The 15,429-nt window shown below is 32.1% G+C and carries 12 protein-coding genes; 7 read left to right on the top strand and 5 right to left on the bottom strand.

The window, feature by feature from the left end:
- Window positions 1-29: 29 nt before the first annotated feature.
- From H277_RS0100915 to H277_RS19545, 3 genes are all read left to right on the top strand, one after another.
- The gene (locus tag H277_RS0100915) at window positions 30-836 is read left to right on the top strand and encodes a TerC family protein (RefSeq protein ID WP_019973678.1); all 807 of its coding nucleotides are present in this window, start codon (window positions 30-32) and stop codon (window positions 834-836) included.
- A gap of 50 nt (window positions 837-886) precedes the next feature.
- Window positions 887-1,699 (top strand): HAD family hydrolase, encoded by an 813-nt coding sequence (locus H277_RS0100910; RefSeq protein WP_019973677.1) that lies wholly within the window; start codon window positions 887-889, stop codon window positions 1,697-1,699.
- Window positions 1,700-1,778: 79 nt separating this feature from the next.
- Window positions 1,779-2,666, top strand: a complete 888-nt coding sequence (locus H277_RS19545; protein ID WP_019973676.1) for a polysaccharide deacetylase family protein — start codon at window positions 1,779-1,781, stop codon at window positions 2,664-2,666.
- Window positions 2,667-2,710: 44 nt separating this feature from the next.
- On the opposite strand, the gene H277_RS0100900 is transcribed toward H277_RS19545, so the two are convergent.
- The 4 genes from H277_RS0100900 to porU all read right to left on the bottom strand — a co-directional run bounded on the left by H277_RS0100900 (window position 2,711) and on the right by porU (window position 9,243).
- Window positions 2,711-3,112 carry an OsmC family protein gene (locus H277_RS0100900; RefSeq protein ID WP_019973675.1) on the bottom strand — a complete coding sequence of 134 codons (402 nt, stop codon included), beginning with the start codon at window positions 3,110-3,112 and terminating at the stop codon, window positions 2,711-2,713.
- Window positions 3,113-3,126: 14 nt separating this feature from the next.
- Entirely contained in the window at window positions 3,127-4,026 is a 900-nt protein-coding gene (locus tag H277_RS0100895) for a pirin family protein (protein ID WP_019973674.1), read from the bottom strand.
- 123 nt (window positions 4,027-4,149) lie between these two features.
- Window positions 4,150-5,337 carry a type IX secretion system outer membrane channel protein PorV gene (gene porV, locus H277_RS0100890; protein ID WP_019973673.1) on the bottom strand — a complete coding sequence of 396 codons (1,188 nt, stop codon included), beginning with the start codon at window positions 5,335-5,337 and terminating at the stop codon, window positions 4,150-4,152.
- 36 nt (window positions 5,338-5,373) lie between these two features.
- Entirely contained in the window at window positions 5,374-9,243 is a 3,870-nt protein-coding gene (gene porU / locus H277_RS0100885; protein ID WP_019973672.1) for a type IX secretion system sortase PorU, read from the bottom strand.
- Window positions 9,244-9,402: 159 nt separating this feature from the next.
- Between porU and gldJ the strand changes: the two genes are divergently transcribed.
- Window positions 9,403-11,037: a gliding motility lipoprotein GldJ gene (gene gldJ, locus H277_RS0100880; RefSeq protein ID WP_019973671.1), complete on the top strand. Its 1,635-nt coding sequence runs from the start codon at window positions 9,403-9,405 to the stop codon at window positions 11,035-11,037.
- Between the two features lie 74 nt (window positions 11,038-11,111).
- Here the strand turns inward: gldJ and H277_RS0100875 are convergent, their stop codons facing one another.
- Window positions 11,112-11,639 (bottom strand): GNAT family N-acetyltransferase, encoded by a 528-nt coding sequence (locus tag H277_RS0100875; RefSeq protein WP_019973670.1) that lies wholly within the window; start codon window positions 11,637-11,639, stop codon window positions 11,112-11,114.
- 218 nt (window positions 11,640-11,857) lie between these two features.
- Between H277_RS0100875 and H277_RS0100870 the strand changes: the two genes are divergently transcribed.
- From H277_RS0100870 to H277_RS0100860, 3 genes are all read left to right on the top strand, one after another.
- Window positions 11,858-13,138: a UDP-N-acetylmuramoyl-tripeptide--D-alanyl-D-alanine ligase gene (locus H277_RS0100870; protein WP_019973669.1), complete on the top strand. Its 1,281-nt coding sequence runs from the start codon at window positions 11,858-11,860 to the stop codon at window positions 13,136-13,138.
- Window positions 13,139-13,159: 21 nt separating this feature from the next.
- Window positions 13,160-13,690, top strand: a complete 531-nt coding sequence (locus H277_RS0100865; RefSeq protein WP_019973668.1) for a hypothetical protein — start codon at window positions 13,160-13,162, stop codon at window positions 13,688-13,690.
- An 86-nt stretch (window positions 13,691-13,776) separates the two neighbouring features.
- Entirely contained in the window at window positions 13,777-14,880 is a 1,104-nt protein-coding gene (locus tag H277_RS0100860; RefSeq protein WP_019973667.1) for an endonuclease, read from the top strand.
- The last annotated feature ends 549 nt before the right edge of the window (window positions 14,881-15,429 follow it).

Here is a 15,429-nt window from a genome sequence, read left to right as displayed (position 1 = left end):
GTTGTATTTTCGGGCATCAAAATTTATCAATGGATTTTAGTATTTTTTTACAGCCAGATGCATTAATTGCGTTGTTTACTTTGACAATGTTGGAAATCGTTTTAGGAATTGACAATATTGTTTTTATCTCTATTTTATCAGGGAAACTCCCTGTACATCAACAAAAGAAAGCACAACAACTCGGTTTGTTTTTAGCCATGTTTACACGTGTATTGCTTTTATTTTCTTTAAGTTGGGTGATGAGTTTAACCACTCCTTTATTTAATATAGGAGAATGGATCGGAATAACTTCTACAGAATGGCTTGAAAAATTAGCAATTTCCGGACGAGATTTAATTTTATTAATCGGAGGTTTATTTTTAATCTATAAGTCTACAGTAGAAATTCACCATAAAATTGAGGGAGTTGAAGAGAGTAACGGAAAAATTAAAGTACATTCTTTCGCAGGAACTATTGTTCAAATTTTAATTTTGGATATTGTCTTCTCATTAGATTCTGTTATTACAGCTGTTGGTATGGCAGAGCATATCGAAGTAATGATAGTAGCCGTTATCATAGCTGTTGCTGTTATGATGCTTTCAGCAAGTGCTGTTTCTAAATTTGTGAACGACCATCCTACTGTTAAGATGTTAGCATTGTCTTTCCTATTATTGATTGGTGTTTCATTATTAGCAGAAGGATTTGATCAACACATTTCGAAAGGGTATATTTATTTTGCAATGGGATTCTCTGTTTTAGTTGAGTTTTTAAACTTAAGAATGAAGAAAAAACATTCAAACCCCGGCGTCATTCGAAATATGGTTGGCGATGCAGCAGAACAAAACAAAAATTTATAACTAACTTTAAGGCCTCAATTATGAGGTCTTTTTTTATAATCAAAAAATCAATGCAAAATATAAAATTAATTGTGACGGATATGGACGGAACCTTATTACGTTCTGATCATTCATTAAGCCCTGAATTCAATAAAATATACCAAGAGTTAAAAGAAAATAACATCACATTTGTACCTGCAAGCGGTCGCCAATATTATAGTATTATCAATTATTTTGAAAATATAAAAGATGAATTGGCCATTATTGCAGAAAACGGAACATATGTGACCTATAAAGGACAAGAAGTTTTTGTAGATGAATTGAACTGGTCTGTAGTGAAAGAAATCATTGAAGAAACACGAAAAATAGAGGGTGCAAATATTGTTTTAGCGGGTAAAAATGCGGCTTATGTAGAGTCTAAAGATGAAACCTTTTTAGATTATTTTAAAAACTATTACAATAAAAGTGTCTGGGTTGATGATTTAACGAAGATTGAAGGTGAACAATTTATCAAAATTGCTGTTAACCATGTTGGCGGAACGGAATACAATGTTTTTCCTAAATTAGTTGATTTCGAAAAATATGGATTAAAAGTTGTTGTATCCGGAGAAGTTTGGTTGGATGTAATGAACGAAAAATCGAACAAAGGAGTAGCCTTACAAGCTTTAATGAACAAATTGGATATTTCATCAGAAGAAATCATTGTTTTTGGGGATTTTATGAATGATTTGGAGATGTTAAATTTGGCTAAATATAGTTTTGCTATGGAAAATGCGCATCCAAATGTAAAAAATATTGCCAATTTTATGGCTCCTTCAAATGATGAAGATGGTGTCATTCAGATTATTAAGCACTATTTACAGCAAAAAACTGTAAATATTTAATAACCTTATAAATAACATACTGATATTAACATACAAATAATATAAAATTTACTAATTTCGCACAAAACCTAAATACCCAATGTTCGCAATCAACAAACACCTAAAAACCGGTTTTGTATTTGGTTCTTTACTTCTCATTTTTTCTTGTAAAAATGAAAGTCATCCAATTCAAAACCAAGCTACAATAACAGAACCCAAAGAGATTTTACAAAATAATGTAGACTCTATTTACACGGTCAAAATAGACTCTTCTGCTTTGCATCAAGATACGATTGTAAAAGCTGAAAAGCAAAATCCCATCGACTCAACAAAGCAATATGTGTATTTGACTTTTGATGATGGCCCGTATAAAGGAAGTAAAAACATCAATAAAATTTTAACAGAAGAAAATGTAAAAGGAACTGTTTTCTTGGTTGGTTTTAATGCCTTTACTAAAGATCTGAAACAAAATGTAGAAGATTACAAAGCAAATCCGAATGTAGAAATTGCAAATCATACGTTTTCTCATGCCCGTAATAAATACAAAGCTTTTTACAGTACACCTGAAAATGTCTACGAAGATATTCGCAAAAATGAAGTTGTTTTAGATATACATTCTCGCTGGGTGCGTTTACCGGCTCGTAATACATGGCGTTTGAATAAACGTAAAAAAGATGACCCTGTAAAAAATGCTGTTCCTGCAGCTGATTTACTAGCCAAAAATCAATATTATATTTATGGTTGGGATTATGAATGGAACCGGAATAAAAATGGATTAACAGCTCCGGAAAACATCTATGAAGGAATTCTTCATCGCTTAGATCAAAATAAAACGTTTGAAAAAAACCATTTGGTTATTTTAATGCACGATGATATGTTTAATTCTGATTTGAATGCTGAAAAATTAAGACAATTAATTGTCTTACTTAAAAAGAATCCTAAAATTGTAATTGAAGGTATTTCAGGGTATCCGACCAGGATAAGCTAGATAAAATAAAAAATAAGACCACTCAAATTGAGTGGTTTTATTTTTTAGATAAATTCTATCGTCGTTTTGACTTCATGTCCTTTTTCTACTACTTTATGGACAGGGCAGGAATTTGCTACTTTCAATAATCTTGTTTGTTGTTTCTCATCAAAATCACCTTCAATAATTACGTGACGCAAAAAAACTATGGGTTGAGTTGTAATCATATCAAAATTAACATCTACCTCCACTTTTTTATACGGAAATTCTTTATGGTTCATGTACATTTGTAATGTAATCGATGTGCATGAAGCCAATGCTGCTCCTAACAATTCGCTTGGTTTTGCTGCCGTATCCAAGCCTCCTTTATCAATTGGTTCATCCACAATAAACTCATGTTTTCCTGCTTTTATATTCGAAATATAATTCTTGCCCGTCGATGTCGACGTTACATTTATATCACTCATTTTTTATTCTATTTTTAGTTTCCTTTTATTTTTGAATTAATTTGTGCTTGAGGCATTGGAACATAATCATCATCACCCGGAACATTTGGAAAACGGTGATTTACCCAATCTTCTTTTGCCTTTTCAATTGTTTCTCGGGAAGAACTCACGAAATTCCAAAAAATGAAATGTTCTTCGGGTAACTCTTCCCCTCCAAAAATGTAAACTGTAGAACCAGCTGTTATTTCAAATTCACACAAAGCAGCTTCTTTTGCGATTAACAATTGTTTTGTCCCGTAAGTTTCACCTCCATCTTTTATCGAGCCTTCTAAAACATATAGAGCCGATTCTCCATATAAATCTTTTCCCAAAGAAACTTTAAAATCATTTTTAGCTTTTATCTCAATAAAGTACAAAGGAGAGTAGACAGGAACTGCAGATGTATAATCTCTAAATTTTCCGGCGATTAATCTATAATCTGCATGTTCATCAGACCAATGTGGTAATTGATCTTCTTCCACATGAACAAAACTCGGTTCCATGTTTTCTAATTCCTTTGGTAACGCTACCCAAATTTGTAGCCCATGAAGTATTTTGTCCGTTGTCCGTAAATATTCCGGTGTTCGTTCCGAATGCACCACTCCTTTTCCAGCAGTCATCCAGTTTACTGCACCCGGTTTTATCTCTAGTTCAGTTCCTAGACTGTCCCGATGCATAATCGAACCTTCAAACAAATAAGTTAAAGTTGACAAACCAATATGTGGGTGCGGACCAACATCGAGGTTTTGATAATCTTTGAGTTTTGTTGGTCCCATATGATCGATAAATACAAATGGCCCAACATGTCTTTTTTGACGAAAGGGTAACAATCTTCCTACTAAAAAGTTACCGATATCTGCTGCTTTTTCTTCTAGAATTAATCCAACGTTAGACATAGTTATGCGTTTTTATTTATGTAAATTTAGTTTTATTAAACGTTTTAAAACTTGACTTAAGTTAATAAATAAAAAAAGGTTAACCAATGGTTAACCTTTTTTATAACGTTATATTAACGATTTTTAATAATCGTAATTATTTTGAGTTTCTCCTCCGAAGTTCCAAGCGATACCGAAACGTAATGTATTTTCTAATGCATTATTTGTATCGGACATAGGAATTAAATAAGAGGCGTTAAATGCAAAAGCATTGTATTTAAGTCCTAAACCTAGAGTAAGATGTTGACGATCTCCTTTCATTGGACTTTCATGGAAGTAACCGGCACGAATAAATAAAGCATCATTATATGAATATTCAGCACCTACTGAATACATAATTTCTTTCAACTCTTCTTTTCCTCCTCCCGGAGCATCACCAAAAGAACTAAAAATACCTTCCATTACTCCTTTATTCGGAATATATCCACTTCCCGGAATCGGATTTCCATCAGCGTCTTTTTCATAAGTTGGTGTAGGCACTAACAGTTTAGAAAATTCTGTTGTTATCCCGACTTTATTGTAATCATCGAATTTAAAATCATAACCAACTCCCAAACGCAATGTCGTTGGTAAATACGAAGCATTGTCTTCAGAATTAGAATAATCTAATTTTGGACCTATATTCGAAATTTGGAAACCTCCTCGTAATTTTCCGTCAAAATTATTGGTACTCATGGTTTCAGACTGGTAATAACCGGCTAAATCAACAGCAAATGTATTTGCCGGCTGAACTCCTGCATCATTAATTCCATTGAATAAATCTGAACGAATGAATCGACCTGTTACTGCCATCGAATAATTATCTGTTAATCGTAATCCATACGATAAATCAATCGAAAATTCGTTAGGTTTCGCACGTCCATTCGAAACGATTTCGTTATTCACACCTAAACTGTTAAGTTCAATATCTCCCATATTAAAATAGTAGATACTAGCTCCTAATGTACTGCGTTCTTCAGAACCTAAAAATGTATAATAAGTTGCGTTTAACAAAAACACATCACTTGTCAAAGAACTCATATAAGGTGTATATGAAAAGGCGACTCCTGAGTAATCTTGCGCAAAAGAATACTTAGCGGCATTCCAGAATTGAGAATAATTATCAGCAGAAGTTGCTACACCTTGATCTCCTAATCCACCTGCTCTTGCATCTGGTGATATTCTTAAAAAAGGAGCTCCTGTTAAAATAGGATTACTTCTTGTATAATCATTTTCTTGAGCATACGAAAAAGCCGATGCCAAAATCAATAAGCTTGCTATAATTTTTTTCATTCGTGTTATTATTGATTGTATTTTAGTTTTAATTAATTATTTCAAAATGACAAGTTTTTCAACTGCCGCTGCCGATCCTTTACAAACTGTATTATCGACTCCTTTTACATTTACCTTGTAAATATAAACACCTTTTCCTATTTTGTCTCCGAAATCATCTAATCCATCCCATTCTATCGCATATTTTCCTGTACGATATCCTTCTCGAAATGGTTCTGCAGAAACTGTTTGACGAATCGTTTTTACCAATTTTCCTGAAATTGTAAAAATCTGTACCATCACTTCTAATTCAGAATCACAATTGTGTTCAAAATGAAAATAAGTGTTTTTTGTAAACGGATTTGGCCAATTTAACAATTTATCGATATGCAATTGTCCTGTTCCGTTTTCCATTACTACAAAGTCTAACGTCGCAGTATTCGAATTATTGTTAATGTCCCAAAATTTTAAATTTACCGTATGCTGTCCAAGTTCAAGATTTTTCAATTGATACATCACTTGCCCTTTCTGATAATCTTCAAAGTTCTTGTTGATACATGGGTTTGCGTCTCCTCCGTCATAATAGTCATTTAACACATAAGCATCTTGAACTTTACCATCAATAGTTGCAACAATATCATGTCCAATACTTGCCCCTGTCGCATTAATCCCTGTGTTATCTGTTAAACAGCCGACTAAATAAGGTGAACGATCAGTAATTCCTCCATTCGCAAAATGAAGATTGTTCATATATAATTTTCCTTGCGGGCGCTCATCATCATTCAAACCATCGGGATTAATTCCTTCAATGATCACTGTTTTATAAGCTGAAGCATCTTTCCCATCTTTTTCATCCCAAGCATAAAACTTAATTTTACGATCTCCCAATTCATAATTAATATCTTTCGGGACATAAAACTGAATCGTAAATTCCCCATTCTCTACTTTTCCTGTTCCTTTATAAATGGTTTTATCCTCTGTTGTAAACGTTTTGCCTGCCCAACTTGACTCACTCAATAGTGTTTTTGTTTCTTCTTTTTCAAATAAACTTACAGCAATTTTACCATTAAAAGCATTGTCTACAGAAGAAGAACTTAATTGGTTAACTCTTCCTGTGATCGTAATAAAATCCAATGCTTGTATTTTTCCTCCTGCCAAGGCATCGACATCTTTTTTATTCTTAATGCTCAATATCTCAATATCTTGCTGAGGACGATGAATCGTTAACAGAGGATCACCCAGAATACTAACACTTTTATTATTGGAATGAGTTGCCGAATAATTAATTTTTGCATTATTTAATGCCTTTCCAATTGGTTGATTTTCTAATCCTTCCTTCTTAAAAAACTGCTCAATCAAATGCTTGTTCATAGCATCTCCGTAGCCGGTACCAATCGGACGATTAGTCGTAATCATAGATAATGCTCCCCCATTTGCATTTTTTAGCATCATTTCTCCTGCAGAATTGTACTGAGGCAAATCCCAAATCGTAAAATCACACGTTACAGTTGTGACAATAGGCAAACGAGAATAAGCCGCATTAAAATTTGATAAACCTGTTAATTCTTCTGCTGTAATAATCCTTTCTTGTGCCCAACTACGAGGCCCTCCATGACCATAATACATAACAAAATTGGAACCCAGTTCTATCGCATTTAGAATTGCCTGATTTACTGTTGGATAACGAATTCCAGCCGATGTACTTTCCGGTTGGTGAGCTCCTGAATATATTTTATTTAACGTATAAATCTGGTTTTCCGGCTTGATGAATTCGTTATCAATCGATTGATCTAAAGCCGGTGTATTTACATTATTATCATTATCGGTTACCGCCACAAGTTTTGTTCGCCAATCTCCATAAGAAGTTCCCTTTCCTTGTACTTTATCGTAATATGAAATAATTTTATCAACCAAAATTTTCGCTTCAGAAGAATTTGATGCCGCAATTCGACCTACTCCTAATGTGAACCAGTTTGCATTATAACTGTAAATACCATCTACATTATTCGATAACATCTTAACATTGTTATCCAGCATTGCAAAATAATCGTCTGTAGCAATTGAAGCATCTATATTCGTAGAAGGTTCATCTGTAAAAGTTGGAAGATAGTTTGTAAAATCCTGAATTCTATTTTTCGGATCATATGTCGTTGCTCCAAATAGAACAGCATATTCCAGATTTGGACTTTGTCCGTCTTTTAAGAATTTAAAAAAATCCCGAATTGCAATTGGATCTTGGCTTCCAGAGGAAAAATCATTGTAAACTTGTTCTGTTGTTACAACCGCAACATTTAATTTATCGTGTTCTTTTCTGAAATTCGCTAAACGTTGTGCTTGATCAATATATCTTGGATGCGTAACAACCACATAGTTTATATTCGCTAAACTTCGAATATCCTGATTGGGAACTCTCCCTACAAACTCTGTATCTGTAAACGCATGTTCATCTTTAAATGCAACAAATTGATTAAGATTAGACGTTTGGAACTTATATAAATTATTTTCAGGTACAAGAGCTGAAATTTCATGAATATCTGAAACATTCCAAACTGTAACATTTGAAGAATTATTTAATGAAAACGCATACATACGATTGTCATTAATATTTTCTAAAAATCTAAATGTAAACTGCTCATTGGCATACGCTAAGTTATCTTTGAAACGCAGTTGCAAAAAATCTAAAAAACTCAATCCAGACGGATTTGTCCCGGTTGAAGAAACCGTTACATCAATCGTATTGGAAGACAAAGCAATTGATTGGTCTGTAGCAATCCTGGAAAAAGCACTATTCCCTAAATTCCCTGTAAATTGTTGTCCATTAATATTTAAAGTAAAACCGTTATTATTGGCGTTTTTTCCTACTACGGCATAACGTAAATAAGCTTCTCCTCCATTAGCAATAGAATTGGCTTTGAACGTTTTTTTAAAACCTCCGTTCAAACCTATATTTTCACCTACCCAAATTTGTCCAAGATTATTTAAATTAATCGAATCTTTTTCATGAAACTGCAAATTATCAAAAGTTGAAAATGTCTTGACAGGACTTCCTGTTATAGGAGATTGCTCTCTTACTCGTTTTCCATCCCCTCCATTAAAACTTATAAAGTAATACGCCGATTCATCATATAAGTTGTAACGAAGCTTTATGTCTTTTATCGTTGTCGTATTATTTCTATACCATTGATGTGGTCCTTTTGCATAAAACAAGACATAATCATTGTTATCAAAACTACCATCATCACCGCCAACGAATTGAATTGGGATTTCATTCAAAGCTCCTTTTCTATCCTCTGTCAGATTTTCCATCAAACGTCCTTCTCCATTCCCATAAATTTTAAGGGATTTAGGATTGAAATTGGTCGGAATACCATTTCTCGAGAAGAAGTTCTTATCTAATTTAAAAACACCATCTTTGGACACTTTTATTTTGTACCAATCACCCGACTTTAAAACACTTGTTGTCGAATTATCAATTAATCTTCTTTCAGATTTTCTCTGAGATGAAACTGGTTTTGCAACGATAGAAAAAGATTCTATTCTGAGAAATTTATTATTTTGTTGAACAAAAGGTAAAACTTTTACAATCAGCTTTTGTTGACCATTTTTATCCGAAATATGGTATGAAGCAACATTTATTTTATCCGAAATAGAAGAAGTATTCAAGTCGATCAGTTCATTCTGAACTTCTTTGTATTGAATATTTACCAATTCAATTTCTTGATTGTTCGAATTTAGTTCCACAACAAATTCCGGAAGAAAATAACCTCCAACAGAATAGTTTTCTTTATTCGAAAAATAAGGAACATTCACTTTATTTCCATTCGTCAAAGAAATTGTTTGATTGTTCTCCCAATTTATTTTGTAATTTTGACCGAACATGTGAGGAAATTGAAGCAAAACTGCAACTAAAATAAAATATTTCTTCATGTCTGTTAAACGCTATTTTAGCAAATATATTTTCAATCGTAAAATAAAAAAATAATTCTTACGTTTGATACAAGAAATAAAGCATTTTTTCGTTGTAAGATTAATGTCAAATGCTTTTATTTGCATTAAAATTTAATATTTGAAAACCAGAAATATTCTATGAAAATGAATAAAGGACGTATTTTTTCTCTTGCACTTGCAGCCGTTACAATGAGTATATTTGTAGGTTGTGCGAGTAGTTCAGGTAAGAAAAAAGGAGGTGGAACAAAAAATTTCACAAGTCGTACAGGTTGGAAACCAAACGATAGTAAAGGTTGGTTTTTTTCAGGTAAAAAGAAAGAAAACATCAAAGCATGGCCTGGAATGGTTTTCATCGAAGGTGGCTCTTTTACGATGGGAATCACAAAGGATGATGTGCTACATGACTGGAATAATTCTCCTGTTCGTATGCAGGTGAAATCTTTCTTCATTGGAGAAACTGAGGTTACAAACTACGAATACAAAGAATACTTGACTTGGCTGAAAGTTGTTTTCCCTCCGGAAGACACTCAATACAAAGATATTTATAACGGAGCTTTACCAGACGAAACAGTCTTTAACAATCAGTTATCAAGAGATGATTTCTCAACAGAAAATTATTTATTTTCTCCAGAATTCAGCTACTACCCTGTTGTTGGTATTTCTTGGTTACAAGCTGTGAACTACTGTGATTGGTTAACAGATCGTGCTAACGAAAAAGCCTTAATAAACAAAGGAATCTTATCAAAAGATTACTATGCTAATGAGGACTACAATTACGGAAATAAAACATTTAATGCTGAGCAGTATAAGTTAGGTGACACAAATGTAAATGAAGCGATAGATTCGACTAAAATTATGAAGGCGAATCAAATTAAAACGCAGAATGCCCGTATCTTAAAAGCAAATCGTGCTACAGGTTCATTAGAAGTACAACCTTTCCGTTTACCTACAGAAGCTGAATGGGAATATGCAGCATTGGCTTTACCTGGAAACCGTGAATACAACGAATACAAAGGAAAAGAAGTCGCACAAAATAATTTAAGAACTTTAAAAGGAGCTCAAAGAGGACAATATCTGGACAACTTTAAACAAGGTCGTGGAGATTATTCAGGTATCGGAGGATTTGGGAACGACGGTTCGGCAATTACAAGTGATGTACGTAAATATCCATCTAATGATTTTGGATTATACGGTATGTTAGGAAATGTTGCAGAATGGGTTTCTGATGTTTATCGTCCAATTATTGATGAAGAAGCAAACGATTTCAACTACTATCGTGGGAATGTTTACAAAACAAATATTGATAACGGTACCGGTGGTTTCGAAAAATATGATGAAACAAATGTTGAATACGATACATTAGATAACGGACGTTTAGTTTACAGAGGTTTACCTGGATCATATAAAAAACAAACACAATACGATTTAACAAATTATCGTGATGGAGATCCAAACTCATCTTTAAATCCTAGAATTGAAGAAGGGAAATCTGCAGATCAAGCTACAGAAGATATGTACAATGCTCCGCAACGTAAATTTAGAGTAGATGAAAAAGGACGTGTTATTTTAGAAAAAGATACCACAAAACGTACTTCTGACATCTCTGATGAAACTCGTGTTGTAAAAGGAGGTTCGTGGAAAGATCCTATTTATTGGATTGATGCCGGCCAAAGACGTTACTTGCACCAAGCAAGTGCTACAAACTGGATTGGTTTCCGAGTTGCACAGGAATACACTGGAAGTTTCGAATCAAAACGTAAACGTAGAGGATAAAAATCTTTCTTAATAAATAAAAACTCGGTACCATAGTACCGAGTTTTTATTTATTAAGAAAATTCTTGTTGTTCTCAAGATTGGATCAATGACCAATACACAAATTCTTTGTATTCAAAAATCTTTTCAAAACCAAGTTTTTTCAATAAATTAATCGATTTGACATTATCTGAAAAAGATTTGGCTGTTATTTCTTTTACTATTCCTTGAGAAAATGCCCATTTTATAAGTCCTCTACACGCCTCTTCTGCAAATCCTTTTCTTCTTTCTTTACGGATAATTCCATAACCAATGTCTACACTTTGTTCTTCCGCATTATACCCTTTAAATCCTACATCACCTATTATTTCTTTCGTATCCTTTCTTATAATCATCCAGGACTCGAAACCTGTCACGTAATTATGAATTAATAATTTCTGAATAATTTTGGGTACTGTATCCATCATATCTTTATCCGGCCAGTCTTTGCTTTTCACAAAACCTTTCTCATACAACATATTAAAATCATTGTACAACATGTTTTCACAAATATCAATCGTAAAAGGAACAAGAATCAATCGTTCAGTTTCTAATTCGTTAATGGTAATTTCTTTTATTTTCATACTTTTATCAAAGTCCTAGAGATATTTTTTTAATATAATAAATAAAATAGAGAAACTTGTGCTACCAAGATTAATCTCATCTAATTTATTTGCAATTATCGTAAATTACTTCGTTAAATGTCAAAAATAGAATCATAAAATTTTATATTTGTACGAAATAAAAAGAGTCATTTCTTTCTATTTTTTTAACAGAATTTCATCTATTTTATTTAGATAACATGAATACAACAGAAATATTCGAACAATTTCTTAAATCGAAAAATGTTACGACAGATACACGTAATATCTCAAAAAATTGTATCTTTTTTGCTTTAAAAGGTGCTAATTTCAATGGAAATCAATTTGCACAGGAAGCAATTAATCAAGGCGCAATGCTAGCAATCGTAGATGAAAAAGAATATGAAAATATCAACCAAAATATTTACTTTGTTCACAATGCCTTAGAAACTTTACAAGATTTAGCCAAAACTTACCGTAATTATCTTAAAATTCCTTTTATTGGTTTAACAGGTTCTAATGGAAAGACCACTACAAAGGAATTAATTTCAGCTGTTTTAAAAGAAAGGTTCAATACACATTATACATTCGGAAATTTGAATAACCACATTGGTGTTCCTTTAACAATACTCGCTATTCCAGAAGATGCAGAAATAGCCGTTATTGAAATGGGTGCCAATCATCAAAAAGAAATCGAATTATTGGCCTCTATTTCGCAACCTGATTTTGGATACATCACAAATTTTGGTAAAGCTCATTTAGAAGGTTTTGGAGGAATTGAAGGTGTTATTAAGGGAAAATCTGAATTGTATGACTTTCTTAGAACAAATCACAGAACAGCTTTTGTCAATTTTAATGACCCGATCCAGGTTGAAAAAACTTCTGACATCAAACGCATCACATTCTCTGATCAAAACAATGTTGATGTACAAGTTGAATTAATTGAAAATGAAACAGAATATTTAGCTGTTAAATACCAGGATTTAATCATTCAATCACACCTAACCGGAAATTACAACTTTAGTAATATTTCCTGTGCAATTGCAATCGGACAACATTTTGGAGTTGCCCTAAAATCAATTCAAAACGGAATCGAAAATTATTTTCCTTCAAATAGCCGTTCTCAGATTATTGCGAAAGAAAATTACAAAATCGTAATGGACGCTTACAATGCAAATCCGAGCAGTATGGAAGCTTCTTTGACTAATTTTGTGCAATTTGAAGGGACAAAAACTATTGTCATTGGTGATATGTTTGAACTGGGCAAAGAATCAAAAGCAGAACATCAGCGAATTTTAGAGTTGGCTGAAAGTTTAAATTTTGATCAAATCTTTCTTTTAGGTCTTCATTTTAAAGAAACAATTACACATCATTCAAATGTTCAGAAATTTGATGATCGTGTTTCTTTTGAAAATTATTTAAAAGAAAACCCTATCACAACACAGAATATATTAATCAAAGGATCTCATGGCATGAGACTGGATTTATTAGAAAATATTTAATCCTAATTTACTTATAATCTGATGTATAAATCGATTTTCTATTTGCTATTGCTTCTTTTTTCTTCGTTTTCTTTTGCGCAGACGCAGCAATCTGTTGTTGAGTGGAAAAAAGATTTTAAATTAAATTACGAAAATTTTAAAAAGAAACCTGCTCAAACAAAAGTTCCACAAGGTTATTTGGATTCTAAACTTGGTTGGCAGATTGCAGAAATTGATGGAGAAATTCCTGAACTTAAAGTCTTCAATAGATTTGATGAAAATAATTCTTGGGTATCCATGAAGCATACAGGGATTTTAACTGAAATGCAATTACAATTCGATCTATCTGAATTATATGCCCGAAAAATCAGAAAAGATTTTGACATACTTCGATCAAAAAAAGTAATGGACAAAGACTCTTATCGGGCAAAATTTGTTTTGGGTTCGAAAAATTTTCAAAAAAGATTAAAATCTATTGCTGGTGTTTCTTTAAATCAACCTGATTTATACAAATTGTTAAACAAACAAATTCAAGATTCTTTAATACTTTATCAAACTTACCTTGTGAATTAATTTATAAATAACTATGAATTAATTTCTTAATTTTACGAATAGAATATAGCCTGTGAAAAATACAGCATTTTAAATAAAAATAGTTTATGAAAAAATTTTTATACTCTTTAACTTTTTGCTCATTAGGAATCTTAGCTTCAGCTCAAGCTCCAAGCAATTATTATAATACAGCTACCGGAACTGGTTTTGACTTAAAAACTCAACTGTATAATATCATTAAAGGTCATAGTACGAAAAGTTATGACGCTTTAAAAGGTTTATATAGACAAACAGATTCTGACAATGGTTTTCGAGATAAGTATTATGAAAAAGACAATACTGTCTTAGACATTTATTCTGAAAATCCAACAGGAACTGATCCTTATAACTTTGTTCCGGGAAGTAAAGAATGTGGGAATTACAAAAATGAAGGTGATTGCTACAACAGAGAACATCTGATTCCGCAAAGTGTTTTTAAAGAAAATTCTCCAATGGTTTCGGATCCTTACCACATTTGGCCTACTGATGGTAAAGTAAATGGAATGAGAAGTAACAATCCGCATGGTGTTGTAAACAGTGCATCTTATACTTCAAAAAATGGATCAAAATTAGGTGAGAACAAAAATTCGGGTTATTCTGCCGGTTACTCAGGTATAGTTTTCGAACCAATTGATGAATTTAAGGGAGATGTTGCTCGTGCTTATTTTTACTTTGCTACACGTTACCAAGAAAATGGTATTCAGAGTTGGTCGTATGCAATGTTTAATAAGACAAAAGACAAAGTTTTTACAGATACTTTCTTAAAGATATTAATGACATGGCATTTGAATGATCCTGTTTCTGATCGCGAAAAAGATATCAATGATTTGGTTTACAGATACCAAGGAAATAGAAATCCTTTTGTTGATCATCCAGAATTTGCAGAAAAAATTTGGGGTTCTAATTTAGGAACCGGTGATTTTGAATACCAAAAACGCGATGATGTCTCAGTTTACAATAAAACTGCTAAATCTATTGTCGTAAAATTAGATAATAACTCAAAATCAATTCAAAAGGTTTCAGTTTTTAATTTCAATGGACAATTGATTGATGAAGTTCTAAATTCAACAAATCAAAAAGAAATTGAAGTTCATTTCAAAAACCCAGGTGTTTATATCATAAAGGTAGTTGGAGAACAAATGGAAATCAACAAACGAGTTGTTATGAAATAGTAAAAAAAATAAGATTATACGTATAAAAAATCCTTCACTTTTTGTGAAGGATTTTTTATTTTGGTAAATGGAAAAAATTATTAGTCATTATTGATATTTTTCTTAAAAAAGGTACTTCCGTAAAGAAACATAATGAGTAAAAAGGGAATAGCAAGGATGACTAATAACAAAATAAACAGTTTTAACATATTAATAAAGGATATTTTTAATTCTAATACTTTTCTCAATTTACGAATTATATTATTATATTATTCACAATAAAATATCATTTATTATAATAAACATCTATTTTTATAAAGTTGATAATATTAAGCTATCAGAAATCATTTATTTCTAAAAAAAGGAATATAAAATTAAACGTCTCATATATTCTTAATGAAGGAACAAATTCTGTCTCAGCCAAAAAGTAAATTAATTTGTTTGAGAAATCTAACCAGTAAAAATATTTTTGTTTACATTTAAAAAAGAGAATTAGAAGCTTTTCCCTAACATCATGATAAGAAAAGTTAGAAGTATATTTAAATAAAAAACTCCGCTTAAAAAGCGAAG

The sequence above is a fragment of the Empedobacter brevis NBRC 14943 = ATCC 43319 genome (assembly GCF_000382425.1).
Taxonomy (GTDB): Bacteria; Bacteroidota; Bacteroidia; order Flavobacteriales; family Weeksellaceae; genus Empedobacter; species Empedobacter brevis.
This window is presented reverse-complemented; position numbering and strand designations above follow the sequence as displayed.